A 16240-nucleotide genomic window follows, 5' to 3' on the forward strand; every position below is an offset into this window, starting at 1 on the left:
CATACCATTACGAGGTGTTGTGAATATGGCAAATTTTCATTATTCAGGATCTTCCTTTTATTATAACGATCAGGCGATACGGCTTATCTCAGGAGCCATCCATTATTTTCGGACTCTACCGGAACATTGGGAAGATCGTCTTATCAAATTAAAAGCTTGCGGCTTAAATACGGTTGAAACCTATGTGGCATGGAATTTACACGAGCCGAAGAAAGGCCAACTTCATTTTGAAGGCATGGCAGATGTAGTCCGGTTTATTGAATTGGCAGGAGATTTGGGTCTGCATGTCATCGTTCGTCCAGCACCTTATATTTGTGCAGAATGGGAATTTGGTGGACTGCCATCTTGGTTGCTAGCTGATTCGGATATGCGTCTTCGGTGCTACCATAAGCCATTTCTAGATCATGTAGATGCGTATTATGATGTATTGCTCCCCAAATTACAACCACTGTTATGTACAAATGGCGGCCCGATCATTGCTATGCAGATTGAGAATGAGTATGGAAGTTACGGCAATGACAAGCGCTATTTGACTCATTTAAAAGACAGCATGATTTCCCGTGGGATAGATGTACTATTATTCACTTCCGATGGACCTGAAGACGCGATGTTACAGGGAGGTATGGTCCCAGGTGTTCTGGAGACGGTGAATTTTGGATCACGTCCAGTAGAAGCATTCAACAAGCTCCGTGAATACCAACCAGAGGCTCCAATCATGTGTATGGAATACTGGAACGGTTGGTTTGATCATTGGCGTGAGGAGCATCATACGCGTCCGGCTGAGGATGTAGCGAAGGTATTGGATGAGATACTTAGTTTAGGCGCATCCGTCAATTTCTATATGTTCCACGGCGGAACCAACTTTGGGTTCTACAACGGAGCGAATGGACATACCTTTGACAGCTATGAACCAACAATTACTAGTTATGACTATGATTCCTTATTGAGTGAATCCGGTGAGCCGACAGCTAAATATTATGCAGTTCGTGAAGTGATCTCCAAATATGTAGATCTCGGACCCATTGAGCTTCCAGCTCCTGTAGCTAAGAGAGCATATGGGAGAGTAGAGATGAAGGAGCAAACTTCACTTACCGCAAACTTGAATCGCATTTCTGTACCCATTCATTCTGCATACCCTGAACCGATGGAGAAATTGGGTCAGGATTATGGCTTTATTCATTATAGTACGTTCCTTACAGGACCTCGTCCCAAAGACGAGTTGTTCATCCAAGATTTACATGATCGTGCATTAGTCTTTCTGAATGGAGAGCTCACTGCAACCTTAGATCGTGTAGAGCCAGAGGTGAAATTAGAGTTCGAGGTACCGGCCGCAGGGCTGCATGTTAGTATACTTGTGGAGAATTTAGGACGCGTCAACTATGGTCCTTTTATGAGAGATTGTAAAGGGATTACCGAAGGGGTGCGTTATGGACGGCAGTTTCTGTCGGAATGGACGACTTATACGTTGCCATTAACGGATTTATCTGGTCTGCAGTTTGAAGGTTTATTCAGGCAAGTGGAACCTAGCTTCTTCCGCAGCACCTTGGTTGTGGATGAACCTTGTGATACTTTCTTGAGCATGGAAGGATGGACTAAAGGCGTCGTGTTCATTAATGGGTTCAACCTTGGACGCTATTGGAATATCGGACCACAGAAAACAATGTATGTGCCAGGTCCTCTATTGAAACAAGGCGACAATGAGATTGTCATCTTTGAATTGCACAGCACTTCAGATACCGCTGTTACCTTCGTAGATCAACCGGAATTAGGATAATAGGGCATATAATATATCGTAATAACAAAGACACCCAGATAGTATCGGATGTCTTTGTTATGTTCAGAAAGTATATTTTGTTTATTGAACTCTGAGGTTATGGAGCTCCCATTGTTCGTACCACTCTTCAACACTGGCTGGGAGTCCGATACTGAGTTCACTTATCAATAGATCTTTGAGAATTTTGTATTGTTCTTCCACAGCGGAACGTTCCCCGATACTGTCGTAGACCTTCATTAATCCTAAATGTCCTTGTTCAAAATAGGGCTGGAGCTGTACTACCCTTTGATACACGGTTACAGCTTCAGGAATTCTGTTGCTGTCGATATAGAACTGGGCCATCCCCATAGCATGGTGCAGCCAAATGGTGCGCAGGCGTTGTCGTTCGCCCTCTGCCCACAGATAATCGTAATCTCCAAAATAATCTCCTGAATAAAAATCAAATAAGCTTTGATGTTCTGCACAATTGTCCTCTGTGATAGTTTCGAGTGCGAGAATGTTGTGCTCCCACTGGGCTGCATCAATTAGAAGCGGACCGGTCTCAAGCGAATACCCTTCACCGCCACTGACGTTGCTGATATGCAGGTCCACCTGACTCTGCTTTAAGCATTGCCGTACTTGATAAATGGTTGTATAGAGATGGGTAGAAGCCTTTTTAAGGTTGAAGTCTGGCCATAGTAGGTCAATCAGGGTGTCTTTACTGACAAATCGGTTGCGATTATGAAGCAAGAAAGCAAACAATTCTTGAGCCTTAGAGGTTCTCCAGCGGAGATTATTCAATGGCTGTCCTCCTCGTTCAAAGCGCAGCGATTGAAAACAACGAATCGTTATTTCATGCGCTATCCTTGTGCTTTTTGGAGCAAGCTTCAATCTGTCCTCCAAGCGTTGCACGGTCTTGAGCAACCGGTCATGTCGTACGGGCTTCAATATATAATCGATCGCGTTTAATTCAAAGGCTTCCACTGCATATTGGTTATACGCGGTCACGAAAACGATATTTGCGTTTGGACAGACCTCTTGCAGAATTGCGGCAGCCTGAAGACCGCTTATTTCAGGCATTTCAATATCAATGAAAATAACGTCAGGCTCCAATGCTGGAGTTTCTTGTATGGCTTGGACAGGATCTGTATAGGATGCGACGATTTGAACAGATTCCATTTCTTTTAACATGAATTCTAATTTTACGAGGGCAAGCCGTTCATCGTCCACCAACACTGCTTGAATCATTGTTATTTCACCACTCAACATAGTATTTTTAGCAAAAAACAATAAACTCTTACCTCTATTTCGGTTCATTCTAGTCTGTCTGTGAATAGGAATTTTTGCGAATCATATTTCTTTTTTCAGAAGGGATTATGAAACTTACTGAAGTTCCTTGCCCTTCCTTGCTTTTAATTTGCAAACCCGTAGCGTAGACACGTAACAACCGCTTATGTGTATTAAGAAATCCAATCCCTTGTGTTACATTAGACTGACTGCTCAGTAGTTGTTGAAGTTGTTCGGCAGTCATACCTTTACCGTTATCAGCAATCGTAATCTCAATATCATTAGCCAGTTCTTTGATGGATATTGTAAGCGTACCTCCTTTGGAGCGGCTTAATATACCGTGCCTAACGGCATTTTCAACAAGTGGCTGGGTCAAGGGTGGTAACTGAAAATGCAGGTTCTCTGGTAAATCCCAGTTGATGGTCATCCTGTCTTCAAAGCGCTCTTTCTCTATGTACAGATAGGCACGGACAAGCTCAAGCTCGTGTTCAATCGGTATCATCGGCTCAGCGTTCAAAAAGTTAAAGCTTAAGCGCAAATAAGAACTAAAGGCATCAATGAGATGACTCATACGCTTTGTATCAAAAGATGCCAGTGCAGATATAGAATTTAATGTGTAAGAAATGTGGTTGTATTTGCGCTTGTAGATACGCTGCTTCCAGACGAAGCCGTTCATTGTTAATTCATAGCCGGACATCTGGGGCATCATTACATCTGTAATGATTAAATCCCAATGATCCGTATCCAGCTTTATTAAAGCATCGATTCCACTGGTTACCGTAACCATTGCATAGTCTTTGATGGACAGTACGCTAGTAAGGATTTTCAGATTAACGGGATCATCATCGACAGCCAAAATCCTAGGTCTTCTCCATCCGTTGATGAAGTAGACGTAGCGGCAATTTCGGATAGCGTGATTTGGGATTGCTTGTCCTTGTATTCAGACACTGTTGGGGGTTCTGAATTGAATTTTTGGATGCTGGCATCGGATAGAGGCATAGTAAAAGTAAAAGTAGAGCCTTTGCCAAGTGAAGATTTTACGCTAATCTCTCCACCGTGAAGCTCAACCAGTTGTTTACATATGCTTAAGCCTAATCCGATTCCACCACTGATTGCTGTCATGTTTGAGTCACCCTGCTCATAGGGTTGAAAGGCTCTTAGCTGTGTTTCTTCGTTCATCCCAATCCCAGTATCCGTAATGTGGATGCGCGCCAAACCTTTATGAATATCCGCATGGACTGTCACTGAGCCTGTACTCGTATATTTAACAGCATTCTGAAGCAGATTGAACAAAATCTGGATGAGCCTTTTTTCATCTGCCACAACAGAAGGAAAGGAGTCAATTTTTGAACAATCCCCAATGGGTGCTGTTAACGATGGCTAAGATAGATAACAATAGAAAAATAGAGCCATCGTGGTTTCTAAGAGTAGATTTCAGAAAGAGAACTACAACTTCTAATGATAGAACGAATATATTGATGAAAAAAATAAGTATATACGATTCGTAATAGTGGACAACGGGACCGAGCAGTATAAAAAGGATATGTACCAGAGATAAGCTGGTCAGGATCCGAACACTTTTAATTTTTAAATTCTGGAACATGAGTTGCTTGCTTGTTAGTAAGATGAATATAAAAGCGAAAATATTAGATATGATTAATAGTTTTAAGCTCCATTGGTAGTTAAAGGGAAGCATATGCAGCAAAAGTTTGTCATCATCAATGAGAACAGTGGTTATAGCGGAAATTACCAATAGAATAAAATAGATCAACATCTTTTGCCGCGGTCCAATGATATATAATATTGCTGCATAGACTGCATGAAGTAGAAGTACTACACATAATAACAGCTGAAGGCCTATGGAAACGATCCTCTGGTGTGTTAAAGCTTTTTCGTTGCCAAATAAAATGGGTTTGTAAATACCACCTGTATGAGCTAAAGAGTAGTTGGCTGCATGAATGACAATTTCAATCTCACTCTCATCAGTTGTAAACGATATGGAGTAAGGTAAAACATGAGGAATATAGTCTTACTTATCGGCAGACGGAGAACCTGAACTTCCTAGCAGTTCACCATTGATATAAATTTCCGAAGAGGTTCGAACCCCGGATATGAGGATGCTGTAAGACTGCTTTTCATTTTTATCTACAAGAATACGTAACCGATAGGAACCGTAACCGAAAGCCGTTTTTTTGCCATTATTAATTGCTTCGTTCCATTGTATATATTTTTTAGGCGTAGCATTATTTAGCGATTCTTTATTGAAAGTGGGAAGCAACGTATTAGGATAGAACTCCCATTGCCCTTTTAAGGTAAGGAGCTTGTCTTGATTCAATTCGTTATTCCGTAAATCGAGTACTCCTTTGACTAATTGTGGTTGTATAGCATGAGGCGAAGCCCAAATCCATAGGAAGCGAAAGCAAGTAAGTATGGTAAGAAATAACACGATAATTAGAAAGAGTTTTCGTTTGGTCAATTAAACATTATTCGACAAAAAACAATATATTCCCTTCTCAAAGATATTTCAAAATTTTTTAAAAAAAGATCTGATGAAGTTGCAGGGAAGTGGAATTGTCCAGCGTCTAACGTTATGAAGGTGAAGGAGGGGAGAAAGCTGGAAGAGGCGGAATGGATATCAGCCGTGCTGAACGGTGAGCATCAAGCCTTTGGGCATTTGGTGACACGTTATCAAGGCATGGTATACAGAGTGTGCGTCAAGATTACTGGGGAAGCCGAATCGGCCAAAGATATGGCCCAGGAGGTTTTTATAAAAGCATATAAAGCGCTCCCCTCCTTCAGAGGACAGTCTTCCTTCTCGACCTGGCTGTATCGGATAGCCTACCGAACCTGTCTGGACTGGAAACGCGCTAATGATAGGGAGTGGAGGCATCGAAGTGCAGCTGATTACACTGAGAATGATTGGGTAACTTCTCAAACACCTGAGCAACAGGTGCTAGAGCAGGAACAATCAGCTGAATTGGGTGAGAATGTGAACAGCCTTGCTGAACCGTACCGGTCGGTCGTACAGCTGTACTATTTTCAGCGGAATTCTTATCAAGAGATAGCGGAGCAAAAAGGTGTATCCGTTAAGACGATCGAATCGCAGCTATATCGTGCCAGACAGATGATGCGTAGACAAAGGGAGGAATTGCGATGAATTGTGCAATAGTGAAGGAATGGATGCCACATTACATTGACGGTCTACTGTCTTCAGATATGGAGCTGAGTATCCGGTTGCACATACAATCCTGTCCTGATTGCGCGGAGTGGCTGGAGGAAGCGAAGGAAATGTCAGCTCTATGGTCAGAAATGGAAGCAGACAGCGAATATCAGCATGAACAGATGGACTTTCCAGATCTTGCATCAGGTGTTATGGCCCATATCGAGCAGCTCGAAACAGGGCGGAGAGAGCGAGCAATTAAAGCGGCAAGCGTAAGACGTCGTTCTGCTCCTAGAACTTCATGGATGCATTATGCTGTGGCTGCCTGCTTAAGCTTGTTATTGTTACAGTTTGGAGTTTTTGAGAATTTGGCTTATGGAATCACTGAAATTAATGGTCATGTGTCGAATTCGGTGACCCAATGGTTTGGTGGCTTTGGAAAATAGTCATAAAGAGATTAATAAAAAATAGATGGACTCAGATAAACCAAAGTTTATGCTATCCAAAATTTAGGAGGATGTATTATGATTAAGAAGAGACGTTGGCTCACTTTTATGCTGGCTATGATTCCTGGTGTAGGTCATTTGTATTTGGGCTTCAAAAAGCAGGGACTGCAGTTTATGATCGGTGCTTCCTTATGTATTATGTTTATTCCGTCTGAGCCCATGATCTTCCCTTTTGCCCTAGCTGCATTATGGTTTTACCAATTGTTTGATGCCCTGCAGAAAGCAGCTTGGATGAAAATAACTGCAGCCGAACACGAGCGTATGATGTTTCATCCAGACAGTTTCGGAGAACCTTGGACGATGGGGATATCCTCTATGCCGGGTTACCCACATGAAGATGTGAATCCAGCTTGGGTCGGTATCGGGTGTGTTGTTGCCGGGTTTCTTATGCTGGTAATTTCAGCATTCCCGACGTTGTGGAGAATGTTGATTGAGATTAACATTGGTACGATCTTGCTTTCATTGGGACTGATAGCATACGGACTCAAGATGCTGCGAAACAATACGAGAGCATAAGAAACGGGGATTTGACTATGGGGAGATGGAAAATCGGGAGCTTCACTGCAGCCTTAGGCTGTATTACGCTTGGCGTCATTATTGTAATGGCTCAGTATAATATGATCAGCTATGAAGTACTAGGTTATTTATGGCCAGCACTGTTGATCCTGTTCGGACTCGAGATGTTGCTCAGACTGTTTATTAAATCCGATGTCAAAAGCCGTGTAAGCGGCTGGGCTATCCTATTGATCATCCTGCTGATTGGAGCAAGCAGTGCTCAGTCAGTAATGGCCGGAGGCTCACTGAGCAGTCTAATTGGGAATACACATTTGACTCCACTTAGCGGGAATGTCGAAGTGAAAGACAATATTACGACGCTGAAAATCGTACTTCCAAGTGGAAAAGTAATGGTCGAGGGGATAGATGGAAGCTCTTTGGATTATGAGGGAAGCCTACTTCTGCCTGGAAAATCCCAAAGTGAAGCTGAAAGTGCGTTGGAAAAGAAATGGAAAGTTAAAACTGAGGGAGATACGCTGATTATGGAGCTCGATACAGATCATAATTGGTTCTCTAATATTCAGTTTGGATTTAATACTAAAAGTCCGTATCTAAATGTGAATGTACCTAGCAGCCTTACTGTTGAAGTTGATACTAGCGATGGATCGATAGAAGCCTGGAATTTAAAGTCTGGCTTAGTGGTGGACACAAGTAATGGGGTATTAAATATTCATGATGTTGCCGGTGGAGTAGAGGCACATACCAGTAATGGCTCACTGACTGTTCAGAACATCCAAGGTGGAGCGCAACTCAAAAGCTCTAATGGAGCTATTATATTGGATAATATAGATGGTGCATTAACTGCAAAAAGCAGTAACGGCAAGATCACTATTAATTCAGCAGTGACCGGAAAATGGAAGTGTTCGTCAAGTAACGGAAAGATTACGGTGGGATTGCCATCGGTGTCCGATGCGAAGATTACAGCAGATACCAGCAATGGTTCGCTGAAAGGGAATGTGTCCTGGGATCGAGACGGGGATAGCTATGGCACTGCCATTCTCGGTAAAGGCACATATACTGTGGACCTAAGCACAAGTAATGGAAGCGTGACCGTGGACACAGCTGAATAAGCATGAAATAAAGGGAGCCTAATCTAGGCTCCCTTTTTGTATAATAGTCCTACCAAGCGTAAGCTTTAGGTGCTTCTCCGCCCGGTCCTGGGAAGATTTCATCTAGCCGTTTAAGTACTGACTCATCTAGTACAATCTCAAGACTGCGTAGTGCACTCTCAAATTGCTCCAGTGTACGTGGTCCAATAATTGGTGCGGTTACAGCAGGATTGGCTAGCAACCATGCTAGAGCTACATTATCTTGCGGTTCGCCAAGCTCCATACATAAGCTTGCAAATGCCTCAAGCTGATCCTTGAATTGCTCTACGCGCTCGGCGTTTCCTCCACTGCGGCTGCCTTCTATTTTCTTAAGTGCATTACGCCCGAGAAGACCTCCATCCAGTGGGCTCCAAGGAATAACACCTAAACCAAGATGGAGAGAAGCTGGCAATACTTCAAGTTCAGGAAGTCGGCAGGTCAGGCTGTATTTATGCTGCTCAGAAACCAAGCCTAAAAAGCCACGTGCCTTGGCTTCTTGTTGAGCTACAGCGATATCCCACCCCGCAAAGTTGCTGGAGCCGACATAACCAATCTTGCCTTGATTTACAGCAAGCTCGAACGCCCCCCACAGCTCGTCCCAAGAGACACTGCGATCCACATGGTGCATCTGGTACAATTCAATATGATCGGTCTGGAGACGCTGCAGAGAGCCCTCTAGATGGCGGCGAATGATATAGGAGGATAATCCTTGTTCATCATTAGGTCCGTCGAGCTTATCGCTCATAGCTCCGTATACCTTGGTAGCCAGCACGACCTTTTCACGTCGCCCACCACCTTGCTTAAACCAGCGTCCAATAATCGTTTCGGTTAGACCGGAATTCTCACCCCAGCCATAAATGTTAGCGGTATCAAAAAAATTAACACCTGCGTCGAGTGCAGCGTCCATAATACGGAAGGCTTCTTGTTCATCTGTTTGTGGGCCGAAGTTCATTGTTCCAAGACATAGCCGACTGACCTTCATACCGGATTTGCCAAGCTTAGCATATTGCACTTCGCATTCACTCCTTAGGTAGATGATTTCAACTTAATTGTAAACATCTTCAGAAAGAAGAGCAAATATGAAGCGGACTTAGGATGGTTTTTACATAGAGCGCATACCTAAGTAACCCGCCGGGTTTCTTTCTGCTTATTTGAAGCTGTCTATTCGTATAACAAATTTAAATCTTGAGACCTTTCATACTGTTATCATCGTATCTACCCCCTTGAACGGCTGACTGAAGACTAACAGCTTCAATACGTGCTAAGTCATTGGGAGTCAGCACAATGTCCACACTTCCTGCATTTTCCTATAAATAACTAATTCGTCTCGTTCCTGGTATTGGAAGTGCTCCTTTTGCTAATGTCCACGCCAATGCCAGTTGCGATGGTGTGCTACCTTTTTCTTTGGCGATCTAAATAAATGGTCAATTTTTGATTTTGCAGGATCAATTACTGAACACCATGTTAGAGACGAAATATCTTTTAATGAATAAATAGTCTATTGAACAGGTGCTTTACGATTTATATAAATTGAAAAAGATACAGTTATTTAAGCCTGAAAAGCTCTTTTTGGTGGATGACAATCTCAAGGTTTCCAAAATAGATTATTTAACGCTAAAAATATCAAAGGCGCTATACTCATAAAAGGTAAGCTGAAAATCCCATCAACCTTATCGGTAGATGGGATTTTCTAGCCTAACTTATAGGCGTTACCTATCAGTTCAATAGAATTTATATCTTTGTCCTTTATGACTGGGTATGATACAACAATATAAAGAAGAACTATGTCTGTTAGAGCAGACCACTTGAGGAGTGACTGAGATGAGTGAGGTTAAAAAAATCGCCGTAATCGCAGGGGACGGTATTGGACCTGAAGTAGTAGCTGAAGCAGAAAAAGTATTGAAAAGAACGGAAGCAGTATTTGGTTATGCCTTTGAAACGGAGCACGCTCTATTTGGTGGCATTGCAATAGATGAGAGAGGCACACCGCTGCCAGAAGATACATTAGAAATCTGTCGTAGTGCAGACGCTGTATTACTGGGTGCTGTAGGCGGACCAAAGTGGGATAACAATTCAAAGGAGCTTCGTCCTGAAACCGGATTGCTTGGCATTCGTAAAGCGCTTGGATTGTTCTCAAACTTACGTCCAGCAGTCGTATTCGATTGCCTTAAGGATGCTTCGACCCTAAAGCCGGAAGTTCTGGAAGGAACAGATCTTATGGTCGTTCGTGAGCTGACAGGCGGGATTTACTTCGGAGATAAATTGCGTCGTCAAGGTGAACATGGAGAAGAAGCAGTAGATACTTGTGTATACAACGTAATGGAAGTGGAACGAATCGTACGTCAGGCTTTTGAAATTGCTGGCAAGCGTCGCAATAAGCTTGCAAGTGTTGATAAAGCGAATGTCCTTGAAACATCACGTTTATGGCGTGAGGTTGTAAATAAGATTGCTCCTGAATATCCGGAGGTAGAAGTAGAGCATGTGCTCGTTGATAACTGCGCCATGCAGCTGCTGCGCCGTCCAGCCAGCTTTGATGTTATCGTTACCGAGAACATGTTCGGTGACATCCTGAGCGATGAGGCTGCGATGTTGACTGGCTCTATCGGTATGCTCGCTTCTGCTTCGATGGGCGACGGTAATTATGGCCTCTACGAGCCTGTCCACGGCTCCGCACCTGATATTGCCGGACAAGGACTTGCGAACCCAATTGCAACGATCTTGTCATTAGCACTGATGTTCCGTTTAACCTTTGGTTATGAGGATGCTGCGGCTGCGATAGAGGCTGCTGTGGCTGAAGTATTGGACGCAGGACACCGTACAAGTGACATTGCTGTAGATAAGAGCAAAGCGATCAGTACATCTGAAATGGGCGACCTGATTGTTGCAGCTATCCGCAAAGCGTAATATAATCTGATTTTAATTACGAGTAGAGTGGAAATTGTCAAAGATTGACTTTGATTTTGTACGATGATACCATTTGATATGTAGACAGGATGTAAATTATTCCAGCATATCATGACAAGAAATGGTTGGTTTCTTACATAATTAAGGGAGGATTTTGGCAATGGCTGAACGTTTAGTAGGTAAACCAGCCCCAGACTTTACTATGCAAACCGTATCAGGTGATGGTAAAGATTTTGGTGAAATAAGTCTATCCGACTATCGTGGCAAATGGCTGGTATTTTTCTTTTATCCTCTGGACTTCACTTTTGTATGCCCAACTGAAATCAAAGCTCTTAGTGATGCTGCTGCGCAGTTCGAAGCGCTTGATACAGAAATTCTCGGCGCAAGTGTAGATTCGGTCCACAGCCACAAAGCATGGATCAATACACCTAAGGATTCCAATGGTCTTGGCCGTTTGAACTTCCCACTTGCTGCAGATATTACGAAACAAGTTGCGAAAGACTACGGCATTCTAATTGAAGAAGAAGGCATTGCATTACGTGGATTGTTCATAATCGATCCTGAAGGCGAATTGAAATACCAAGTCGTTAATCACAATGATGTAGGTCGTAGCGTAGAAGAAACACTTCGAGTTCTTCAAGCACTGCAATCTGGTGGCTTATGCCCAATGGACTGGAAACCAGGTGACAGAAACCTTTAACTGATCCTCTGCTATTATCTGATCTTTGATATTCTGATTTGGACCTCCTTGCAGAAATTTTTCTGTAAGGAGGTTTTTTGCTCCAAAAAGTCTTAAATAAAAAAATGGATTTGAAAATAGGCGTGAAAAGTTATATTATGTCCTCGAGTGGAGGAATCTCCATTAGGGTAATGTAATACAATAATAAAAACTCAGGTGAGTTAGTTAATCTAAGGAGGGTGAACAAATATGAGCTTTTGCTGTGGAGCGAGTATGGTAGGAACAAAGGGAACCCTTAAACATTATCGCACGCAAGTCCATAATGTTCCCCTGCTTTTTTGTCCGGTATGTCATCGTGTAGAGGTTCACTATAAGGTCGAGAATGAATATGAGATCTTGGCGGAATACGCACATGGGGACGGAGTTACTGATGTGGATTTTCAGGACTATGTCATGGAAGACGAAACTGCAATATTCGAGAATGTCATTAACATCGAGAGTGAAGAGCCTCTAGCTATTGTGCGGAGCCAGATCGATATGGCACTTGACCTGCTTGCTGTAGCCAAACAGATTGAGGACACGAAGTGGGAACGGGAATTGAAGAAAAGATTAGCTGTGATGAGTCAGAGACGCCTTCGTCTGCAACAGAAAGCATAAGATTATTTGTAATTTGGGTCTAACCCATTTCTTTTTCAAGGCCTTCGCAACTGCGAGGGCTTTTTAGTTTTTCTGTTTTTTTTATAACTGTGTAATACATTTGAACGAACTAATAGTAATAAATAAAATTTGATGTGATATTTTATATGTCTTTGGAATCATTTTATGAATTTTTTTATCATTCGACAGTTTCTCTGATTGCGTTGTCTACTTCACTTGGATATGATTGGAATATAATTGAACCGGTTGGAAAAAGTGCAACGATTACCGAATGTTCTGGCGGCTTCGTCATATACTCAAATACATAGTAATTTGATGTCGCTTTAGCGTCTTCGTCAAATGCAGTAAAAGGGGGAACTTCGTATCGTGATTAGCCAATATCAAGAAAGTCTTCTATTACCGGGAAGAACCTATCAATCAGGACCTGTGGATACTACATACGAGGATGTACTAGAGAATATTGACAGCGGAATTATGCTTTTTGATGAAGAGGGAGTTATAAGTTTTGTAAATAAGCAAATGTACGGGATGCTTGAGTTAACCCGACACTCGCTTGTGGGCTGTACAATATCACATCTGTTATCTAATGTTCGATTGAGCCGCTTTAAGAAAAAGCAAGTACTGCAAAGCTATAGAGAGATGGTATACAAAGGAAAAACTAATTATGAGTTTTTAGACGAATATGGTCGTTACTGGAAGGTTACATTATGCTGTGGAGAGCAAATGAAGGGTTGTTATTTGTTTACAGTTAAAGAAATCTCCGATTATAAGTTGATTGAGCAAACGGCTTATCAGAACGATAGTTTAGCTATGCTAGGTAAATTATCGGCATCTATTGCTCATGAAATCCGGAATCCATTAACAGCAATTCGTGGATTCATTCAATTGCTTCACCCGCATCTACAACAGCTTGGAAAGCAGGAATATGGCAAGATTATCTTGGCGGAGATCGATCGTGCGAACGATATTATTCATGAATTTCTAACCTCTTCCAAGCCGTCAGTTCCTCAAGTGGGGATGATTCCTGTGTCAGCCTTACTTAAAGAGGTGGTGCTGCTTACAGAGAGCGAAGCCTTGATGAAAGGTTGCCAGATCAATCTACATCCTTTTCAGGAGGATATGATGATTTCTGGAGATGTGAAGCAAATGAAACAGGTAGTCCTCAACATGATTAGAAACGCTATGGAGGCCGTTGCGGATAGAGCAGATGGTCTAATGGGTAAAATAGAGGTTGGAGCCGGCAGGGAGGGCTCTGAGGTCCGTATTTTCATTTCTGATAACGGTAAGGGAATGGATATCCGTACACTGGACAGGTTATTCAATCCATTTTTTACGACGAAGGAGAATGGGACTGGGCTCGGGCTTTCTGTGAGTGACCGAATCATCAAAAATCATGGCGGATGTATTTCTGTCAGCAGTAGAGTTAACGAAGGTACTCATTTTGTGATCTCATTGCCATTAATCCATTAGTACATTTAATTAGAATATAAAGCGTTTAAGAGGCTGATCCCTGCGGATAATACAGATGCAGAGATCAGCCTTGCTTATGTTACAATGGGGATTGGTTTTGGGAGACAAATGGAGGTAGACATAATGAATATACAATTCAACAGTGGCAGTTCCATTAATGAAATACAGGGTGATGCCCTTATCCTTATTATCTCTGAGTCGGAGGCCCTACATGGAGGTCTTTCAGAGAGGTGGAACGACAGCATTCGCCTATTAGGGAAGACAGGTCTATTTAGTGGAAAGCTAAACCAGACTTATGTACTACCTTTAGATCATCCATCCGGTTGTCCTGTTGCGATTTTGGTTGGCAAGGGGGACCAACTTCTTACGACTGAAGATCTACGTCAAATGGCAGTTCAGACAGCACGTGCAGCACTTCGATTGAAGGCGATACAGCTAGTGTTTCAGGTGCCGGGAAATATTCATGAGCTAACAGTAGATGGGGTTAGCGTATCTATTGCCTACGCGTTGTCTGAGGGGTTGTCACTTGGTTCTTACTGTCGTCCGAAATTTAAGCAGGAGCAATCTCAATATACAGGTCCAAACTCGGTTATTTTCACTATGGAGAAGAAGCCAGAGAATACTTTCGAGCATGACTGGAATCTGGGTATGCAGAGAGGGCTGGCTTTTGGTGAGGCTACGAATCTGGCACGGAACTTGACGAATATGCCCGGCAATCTGCTGACTCCATCTGACCTTGCTGTGGCCGCTATAGAAGTAGCTGAGCGTTATGGATTTCCTTCCGAAGTGTTGGATGAACGGGAAATTGAGCAACAAGGAATGGGCGGATTGCTCGCAGTCGGAAAAGGAAGTGTAAACCCTCCGCGAATGATCGTTATCCGTTACCAGGGAACGGGTCACTGGGATAATGTAGTGGGGCTGGTTGGTAAAGGGATTACTTTTGATACAGGGGGGATATCCTTAAAAAGAGCCCCAGGCATGGAAGATTTAATCAGTGATATGGGAGGCGCAGCGGCTGTGCTTGGAGTAATGGAGGCATTAGGCCGATTACGTCCACGAATTAATGTCGTAATGGTCATTCCATCTGCTGAGAATATGCCTTCTGCTAATGCCTTTAAACCCGGAGATATCATTACATCAATGAGCGGAAGAACGATAGAAGTGTTGAATACCGATGCAGAAGGTAGACTTGTACTTGGGGATGCGCTGACTTATGCCCGCGAGTGGGGAGCGAAACGTGTTATTGATGTCGCCACGCTGACAGGTGCGGTGTTATCGACATTGGGAGACATAGCTACAGGTGCTGTTACTAACAACGAAGAATTCATGGAGCAGTTTCTGACAGCAGCTAATGTTTCGGGGGAAAAAATTTGGCAGCTTCCGGCCTACCCGGAATTCCGCGAAATGCTAAAGAGTGAAGTGGCCGATATTCGTAACACTGCAGGAAGATTCGGGGGAGCCACTACCGCTGGGTTATTTGTAGGTGAGTTTGCGGAAGGTCTGCCGTGGATACATCTAGATATTGCTGGAACCGCATTTCTTTCTAAAGAACGTGGAGTTAATCCTAGAGGCGGTACAGGTGTCATGGTTCGCACATTGGTTCAGTGGCTACTCAGCGAAAGCGAATAATTGGCTCTACATAAACAACAAATAGAAACCTCGCCTTAGGGAGATGGTCTGTATGACCAACCATTCGCTAAGGCGAGGTTTCTTTGCTTTTGTAAGGATGATAAAGATTAAACAGTGCCATTGGATTTTTTAGTCTTCGATTGGGAAGTAAAGGATTGAATACTGTTCATAATTTTATCGCGGGTTCCCTTATTCTTCAGTAAATAAGCTACTCCCAATGCAGCGGTTGTGAAAATTGTCTTTTTTGTGTTCATAGTGATTACCTCCTTGGTATAGTCTGTAATTGCTTATAACAAACATACCCGAAAGCTTTGAAAGCTAAACTATGAACCCTTACATATAACTGTTAGTGCAAGCCTACTTCTTCTTGTTAACAGGTGTTGAGCAGCAGGAGAGAGGAGAATCTAAAGACGCTGCTGAACAGCTCTTGCCCTTATCACAGCCAGCGCAAGCGCCTTGCTTGCCCTTTTGCACATGTCGATAGATGATCCAGCCTGAATAACCGAAGATCAGAGTGACGATTAGAACATTTATCATTACGGTGCCCCACTT

The 16240-nt window shown here is 42.9% G+C and carries 18 protein-coding genes; 10 read left to right on the top strand and 8 right to left on the bottom strand.

What is annotated here, in order from left to right:
• Positions 1-25 precede the first annotated feature (25 nt).
• Positions 26-1774 carry a glycoside hydrolase family 35 protein gene (locus tag NST74_RS06590; protein ID WP_341111049.1) on the top strand — a complete coding sequence of 583 codons (1749 nt, stop codon included), beginning with the start codon at positions 26-28 and terminating at the stop codon, positions 1772-1774.
• Between the two features lie 81 nt (positions 1775-1855).
• On the opposite strand, the gene NST74_RS06595 is transcribed toward NST74_RS06590, so the two are convergent.
• The 5 genes from NST74_RS06595 to NST74_RS06610 all read right to left on the bottom strand — a co-directional run bounded on the left by NST74_RS06595 (position 1856) and on the right by NST74_RS06610 (position 5516).
• The gene (locus tag NST74_RS06595; RefSeq protein WP_341111051.1) at positions 1856-3001 is read right to left on the bottom strand and encodes a response regulator; all 1146 of its coding nucleotides are present in this window, start codon (positions 2999-3001) and stop codon (positions 1856-1858) included.
• Positions 3002-3071: 70 nt separating this feature from the next.
• Positions 3072-3896, bottom strand: a complete 825-nt coding sequence (locus NST74_RS06600; RefSeq protein WP_341111053.1) for an ATP-binding protein — start codon at positions 3894-3896, stop codon at positions 3072-3074.
• Positions 3866-4363, bottom strand: coding sequence for a sensor histidine kinase (locus NST74_RS06605; RefSeq protein WP_341111054.1), 498 nt, complete (start codon positions 4361-4363; stop codon positions 3866-3868). Before NST74_RS06605 ends, NST74_RS06600 begins: the two co-directional genes overlap by 31 nt.
• A 16-nt stretch (positions 4364-4379) precedes the next feature.
• Positions 4380-5063 carry a 7TM diverse intracellular signaling domain-containing protein gene (locus tag NST74_RS29920; RefSeq protein WP_445668175.1) on the bottom strand — a complete coding sequence of 228 codons (684 nt, stop codon included), beginning with the start codon at positions 5061-5063 and terminating at the stop codon, positions 4380-4382.
• Between the two features lie 6 nt (positions 5064-5069).
• A complete protein-coding gene (locus NST74_RS06610; protein ID WP_341111055.1) occupies positions 5070-5516 on the bottom strand; it encodes a hypothetical protein in 447 nt (148 codons plus the stop codon).
• A 114-nt stretch (positions 5517-5630) separates the two neighbouring features.
• Here NST74_RS06610 and NST74_RS06615 point away from each other — a divergent pair, with 114 nt between their 5' ends.
• From NST74_RS06615 to NST74_RS06630, 4 genes are all read left to right on the top strand, one after another.
• Positions 5631-6197: an RNA polymerase sigma factor gene (locus NST74_RS06615; RefSeq protein WP_076119970.1), complete on the top strand. Its 567-nt coding sequence runs from the start codon at positions 5631-5633 to the stop codon at positions 6195-6197.
• Positions 6194-6646: an anti-sigma factor family protein gene (locus NST74_RS06620; protein ID WP_341111056.1), complete on the top strand. Its 453-nt coding sequence runs from the start codon at positions 6194-6196 to the stop codon at positions 6644-6646. The genes NST74_RS06615 and NST74_RS06620 overlap by 4 nt, the downstream gene beginning before the upstream one ends.
• A gap of 78 nt (positions 6647-6724) precedes the next feature.
• Positions 6725-7222, top strand: a complete 498-nt coding sequence (locus tag NST74_RS06625) for a hypothetical protein (RefSeq protein ID WP_076119968.1) — start codon at positions 6725-6727, stop codon at positions 7220-7222.
• Between the two features lie 17 nt (positions 7223-7239).
• A complete protein-coding gene (locus NST74_RS06630) occupies positions 7240-8331 on the top strand; it encodes a DUF4097 family beta strand repeat-containing protein (RefSeq protein ID WP_341111058.1) in 1092 nt (363 codons plus the stop codon).
• A gap of 49 nt (positions 8332-8380) precedes the next feature.
• On the opposite strand, the gene NST74_RS06635 is transcribed toward NST74_RS06630, so the two are convergent.
• Positions 8381-9361, bottom strand: coding sequence for an aldo/keto reductase (locus NST74_RS06635; RefSeq protein WP_076119966.1), 981 nt, complete (start codon positions 9359-9361; stop codon positions 8381-8383).
• A gap of 809 nt (positions 9362-10170) precedes the next feature.
• Here NST74_RS06635 and leuB point away from each other — a divergent pair.
• The 5 genes from leuB (at position 10171) to NST74_RS06660 (ending at position 15688) form a co-directional block, all read left to right on the top strand.
• Positions 10171-11253 carry a 3-isopropylmalate dehydrogenase gene (gene leuB, locus NST74_RS06640; RefSeq protein ID WP_341111059.1) on the top strand — a complete coding sequence of 361 codons (1083 nt, stop codon included), beginning with the start codon at positions 10171-10173 and terminating at the stop codon, positions 11251-11253.
• Positions 11254-11413: 160 nt separating this feature from the next.
• Complete coding sequence (locus NST74_RS06645) at positions 11414-11953, top strand: peroxiredoxin (protein WP_341111061.1); 540 nt, start codon at positions 11414-11416, stop codon at positions 11951-11953.
• Positions 11954-12181: 228 nt separating this feature from the next.
• Positions 12182-12589 (top strand): hypothetical protein, encoded by a 408-nt coding sequence (locus NST74_RS06650; RefSeq protein ID WP_042125131.1) that lies wholly within the window; start codon positions 12182-12184, stop codon positions 12587-12589.
• Positions 12590-12955: 366 nt separating this feature from the next.
• Complete coding sequence (locus tag NST74_RS06655) at positions 12956-14059, top strand: ATP-binding protein (RefSeq protein ID WP_341111062.1); 1104 nt, start codon at positions 12956-12958, stop codon at positions 14057-14059.
• A gap of 123 nt (positions 14060-14182) precedes the next feature.
• Positions 14183-15688, top strand: a complete 1506-nt coding sequence (locus NST74_RS06660) for a leucyl aminopeptidase (protein ID WP_341111063.1) — start codon at positions 14183-14185, stop codon at positions 15686-15688.
• A 107-nt stretch (positions 15689-15795) separates the two neighbouring features.
• Here the strand turns inward: NST74_RS06660 and NST74_RS06665 are convergent, their stop codons facing one another.
• A complete protein-coding gene (locus tag NST74_RS06665) occupies positions 15796-15942 on the bottom strand; it encodes a hypothetical protein (protein ID WP_341111064.1) in 147 nt (48 codons plus the stop codon).
• A 103-nt stretch (positions 15943-16045) separates the two neighbouring features.
• Positions 16046-16225, bottom strand: a complete 180-nt coding sequence (locus NST74_RS06670; RefSeq protein WP_076119959.1) for a FeoB-associated Cys-rich membrane protein — start codon at positions 16223-16225, stop codon at positions 16046-16048.
• Between the last annotated feature and the right edge of the window lie 15 nt (positions 16226-16240).

Source organism: Paenibacillus sp. FSL F4-0125 (assembly GCF_038008565.1).
GTDB lineage: Bacteria > Bacillota > Bacilli > Paenibacillales > Paenibacillaceae > Paenibacillus_AQ.

What these genes read in the sequence shown, in the direction of transcription:
- NST74_RS06620 (WP_341111056.1), top strand. Translation starts at nt 6,194, where the DNA reads ATGAATTGTGCAATAGTGAAGGAATGGATGCCACATTACATTGACGGT.
- NST74_RS06625 (WP_076119968.1), top strand. Translation starts at nt 6,725, where the DNA reads ATGATTAAGAAGAGACGTTGGCTCACTTTTATGCTGGCTATGATTCCT.
- NST74_RS06595 (WP_341111051.1), bottom strand. Translation starts at nt 3,001, where the DNA reads ATGATTCAAGCAGTGTTGGTGGACGATGAACGGCTTGCCCTCGTAAAA.
- NST74_RS06630 (WP_341111058.1), top strand. Translation starts at nt 7,240, where the DNA reads ATGGGGAGATGGAAAATCGGGAGCTTCACTGCAGCCTTAGGCTGTATT.
- NST74_RS06590 (WP_341111049.1), top strand. Translation starts at nt 26, where the DNA reads ATGGCAAATTTTCATTATTCAGGATCTTCCTTTTATTATAACGATCAG.
- NST74_RS06670 (WP_076119959.1), bottom strand. Translation starts at nt 16,225, where the DNA reads ATGATAAATGTTCTAATCGTCACTCTGATCTTCGGTTATTCAGGCTGG.
- leuB (WP_341111059.1), top strand. Translation starts at nt 10,171, where the DNA reads ATGAGTGAGGTTAAAAAAATCGCCGTAATCGCAGGGGACGGTATTGGA.
- NST74_RS06660 (WP_341111063.1), top strand. Translation starts at nt 14,183, where the DNA reads ATGAATATACAATTCAACAGTGGCAGTTCCATTAATGAAATACAGGGT.
- NST74_RS06650 (WP_042125131.1), top strand. Translation starts at nt 12,182, where the DNA reads ATGAGCTTTTGCTGTGGAGCGAGTATGGTAGGAACAAAGGGAACCCTT.
- NST74_RS06645 (WP_341111061.1), top strand. Translation starts at nt 11,414, where the DNA reads ATGGCTGAACGTTTAGTAGGTAAACCAGCCCCAGACTTTACTATGCAA.
- NST74_RS06665 (WP_341111064.1), bottom strand. Translation starts at nt 15,942, where the DNA reads ATGAACACAAAAAAGACAATTTTCACAACCGCTGCATTGGGAGTAGCT.
- NST74_RS06615 (WP_076119970.1), top strand. Translation starts at nt 5,631, where the DNA reads ATGAAGGTGAAGGAGGGGAGAAAGCTGGAAGAGGCGGAATGGATATCA.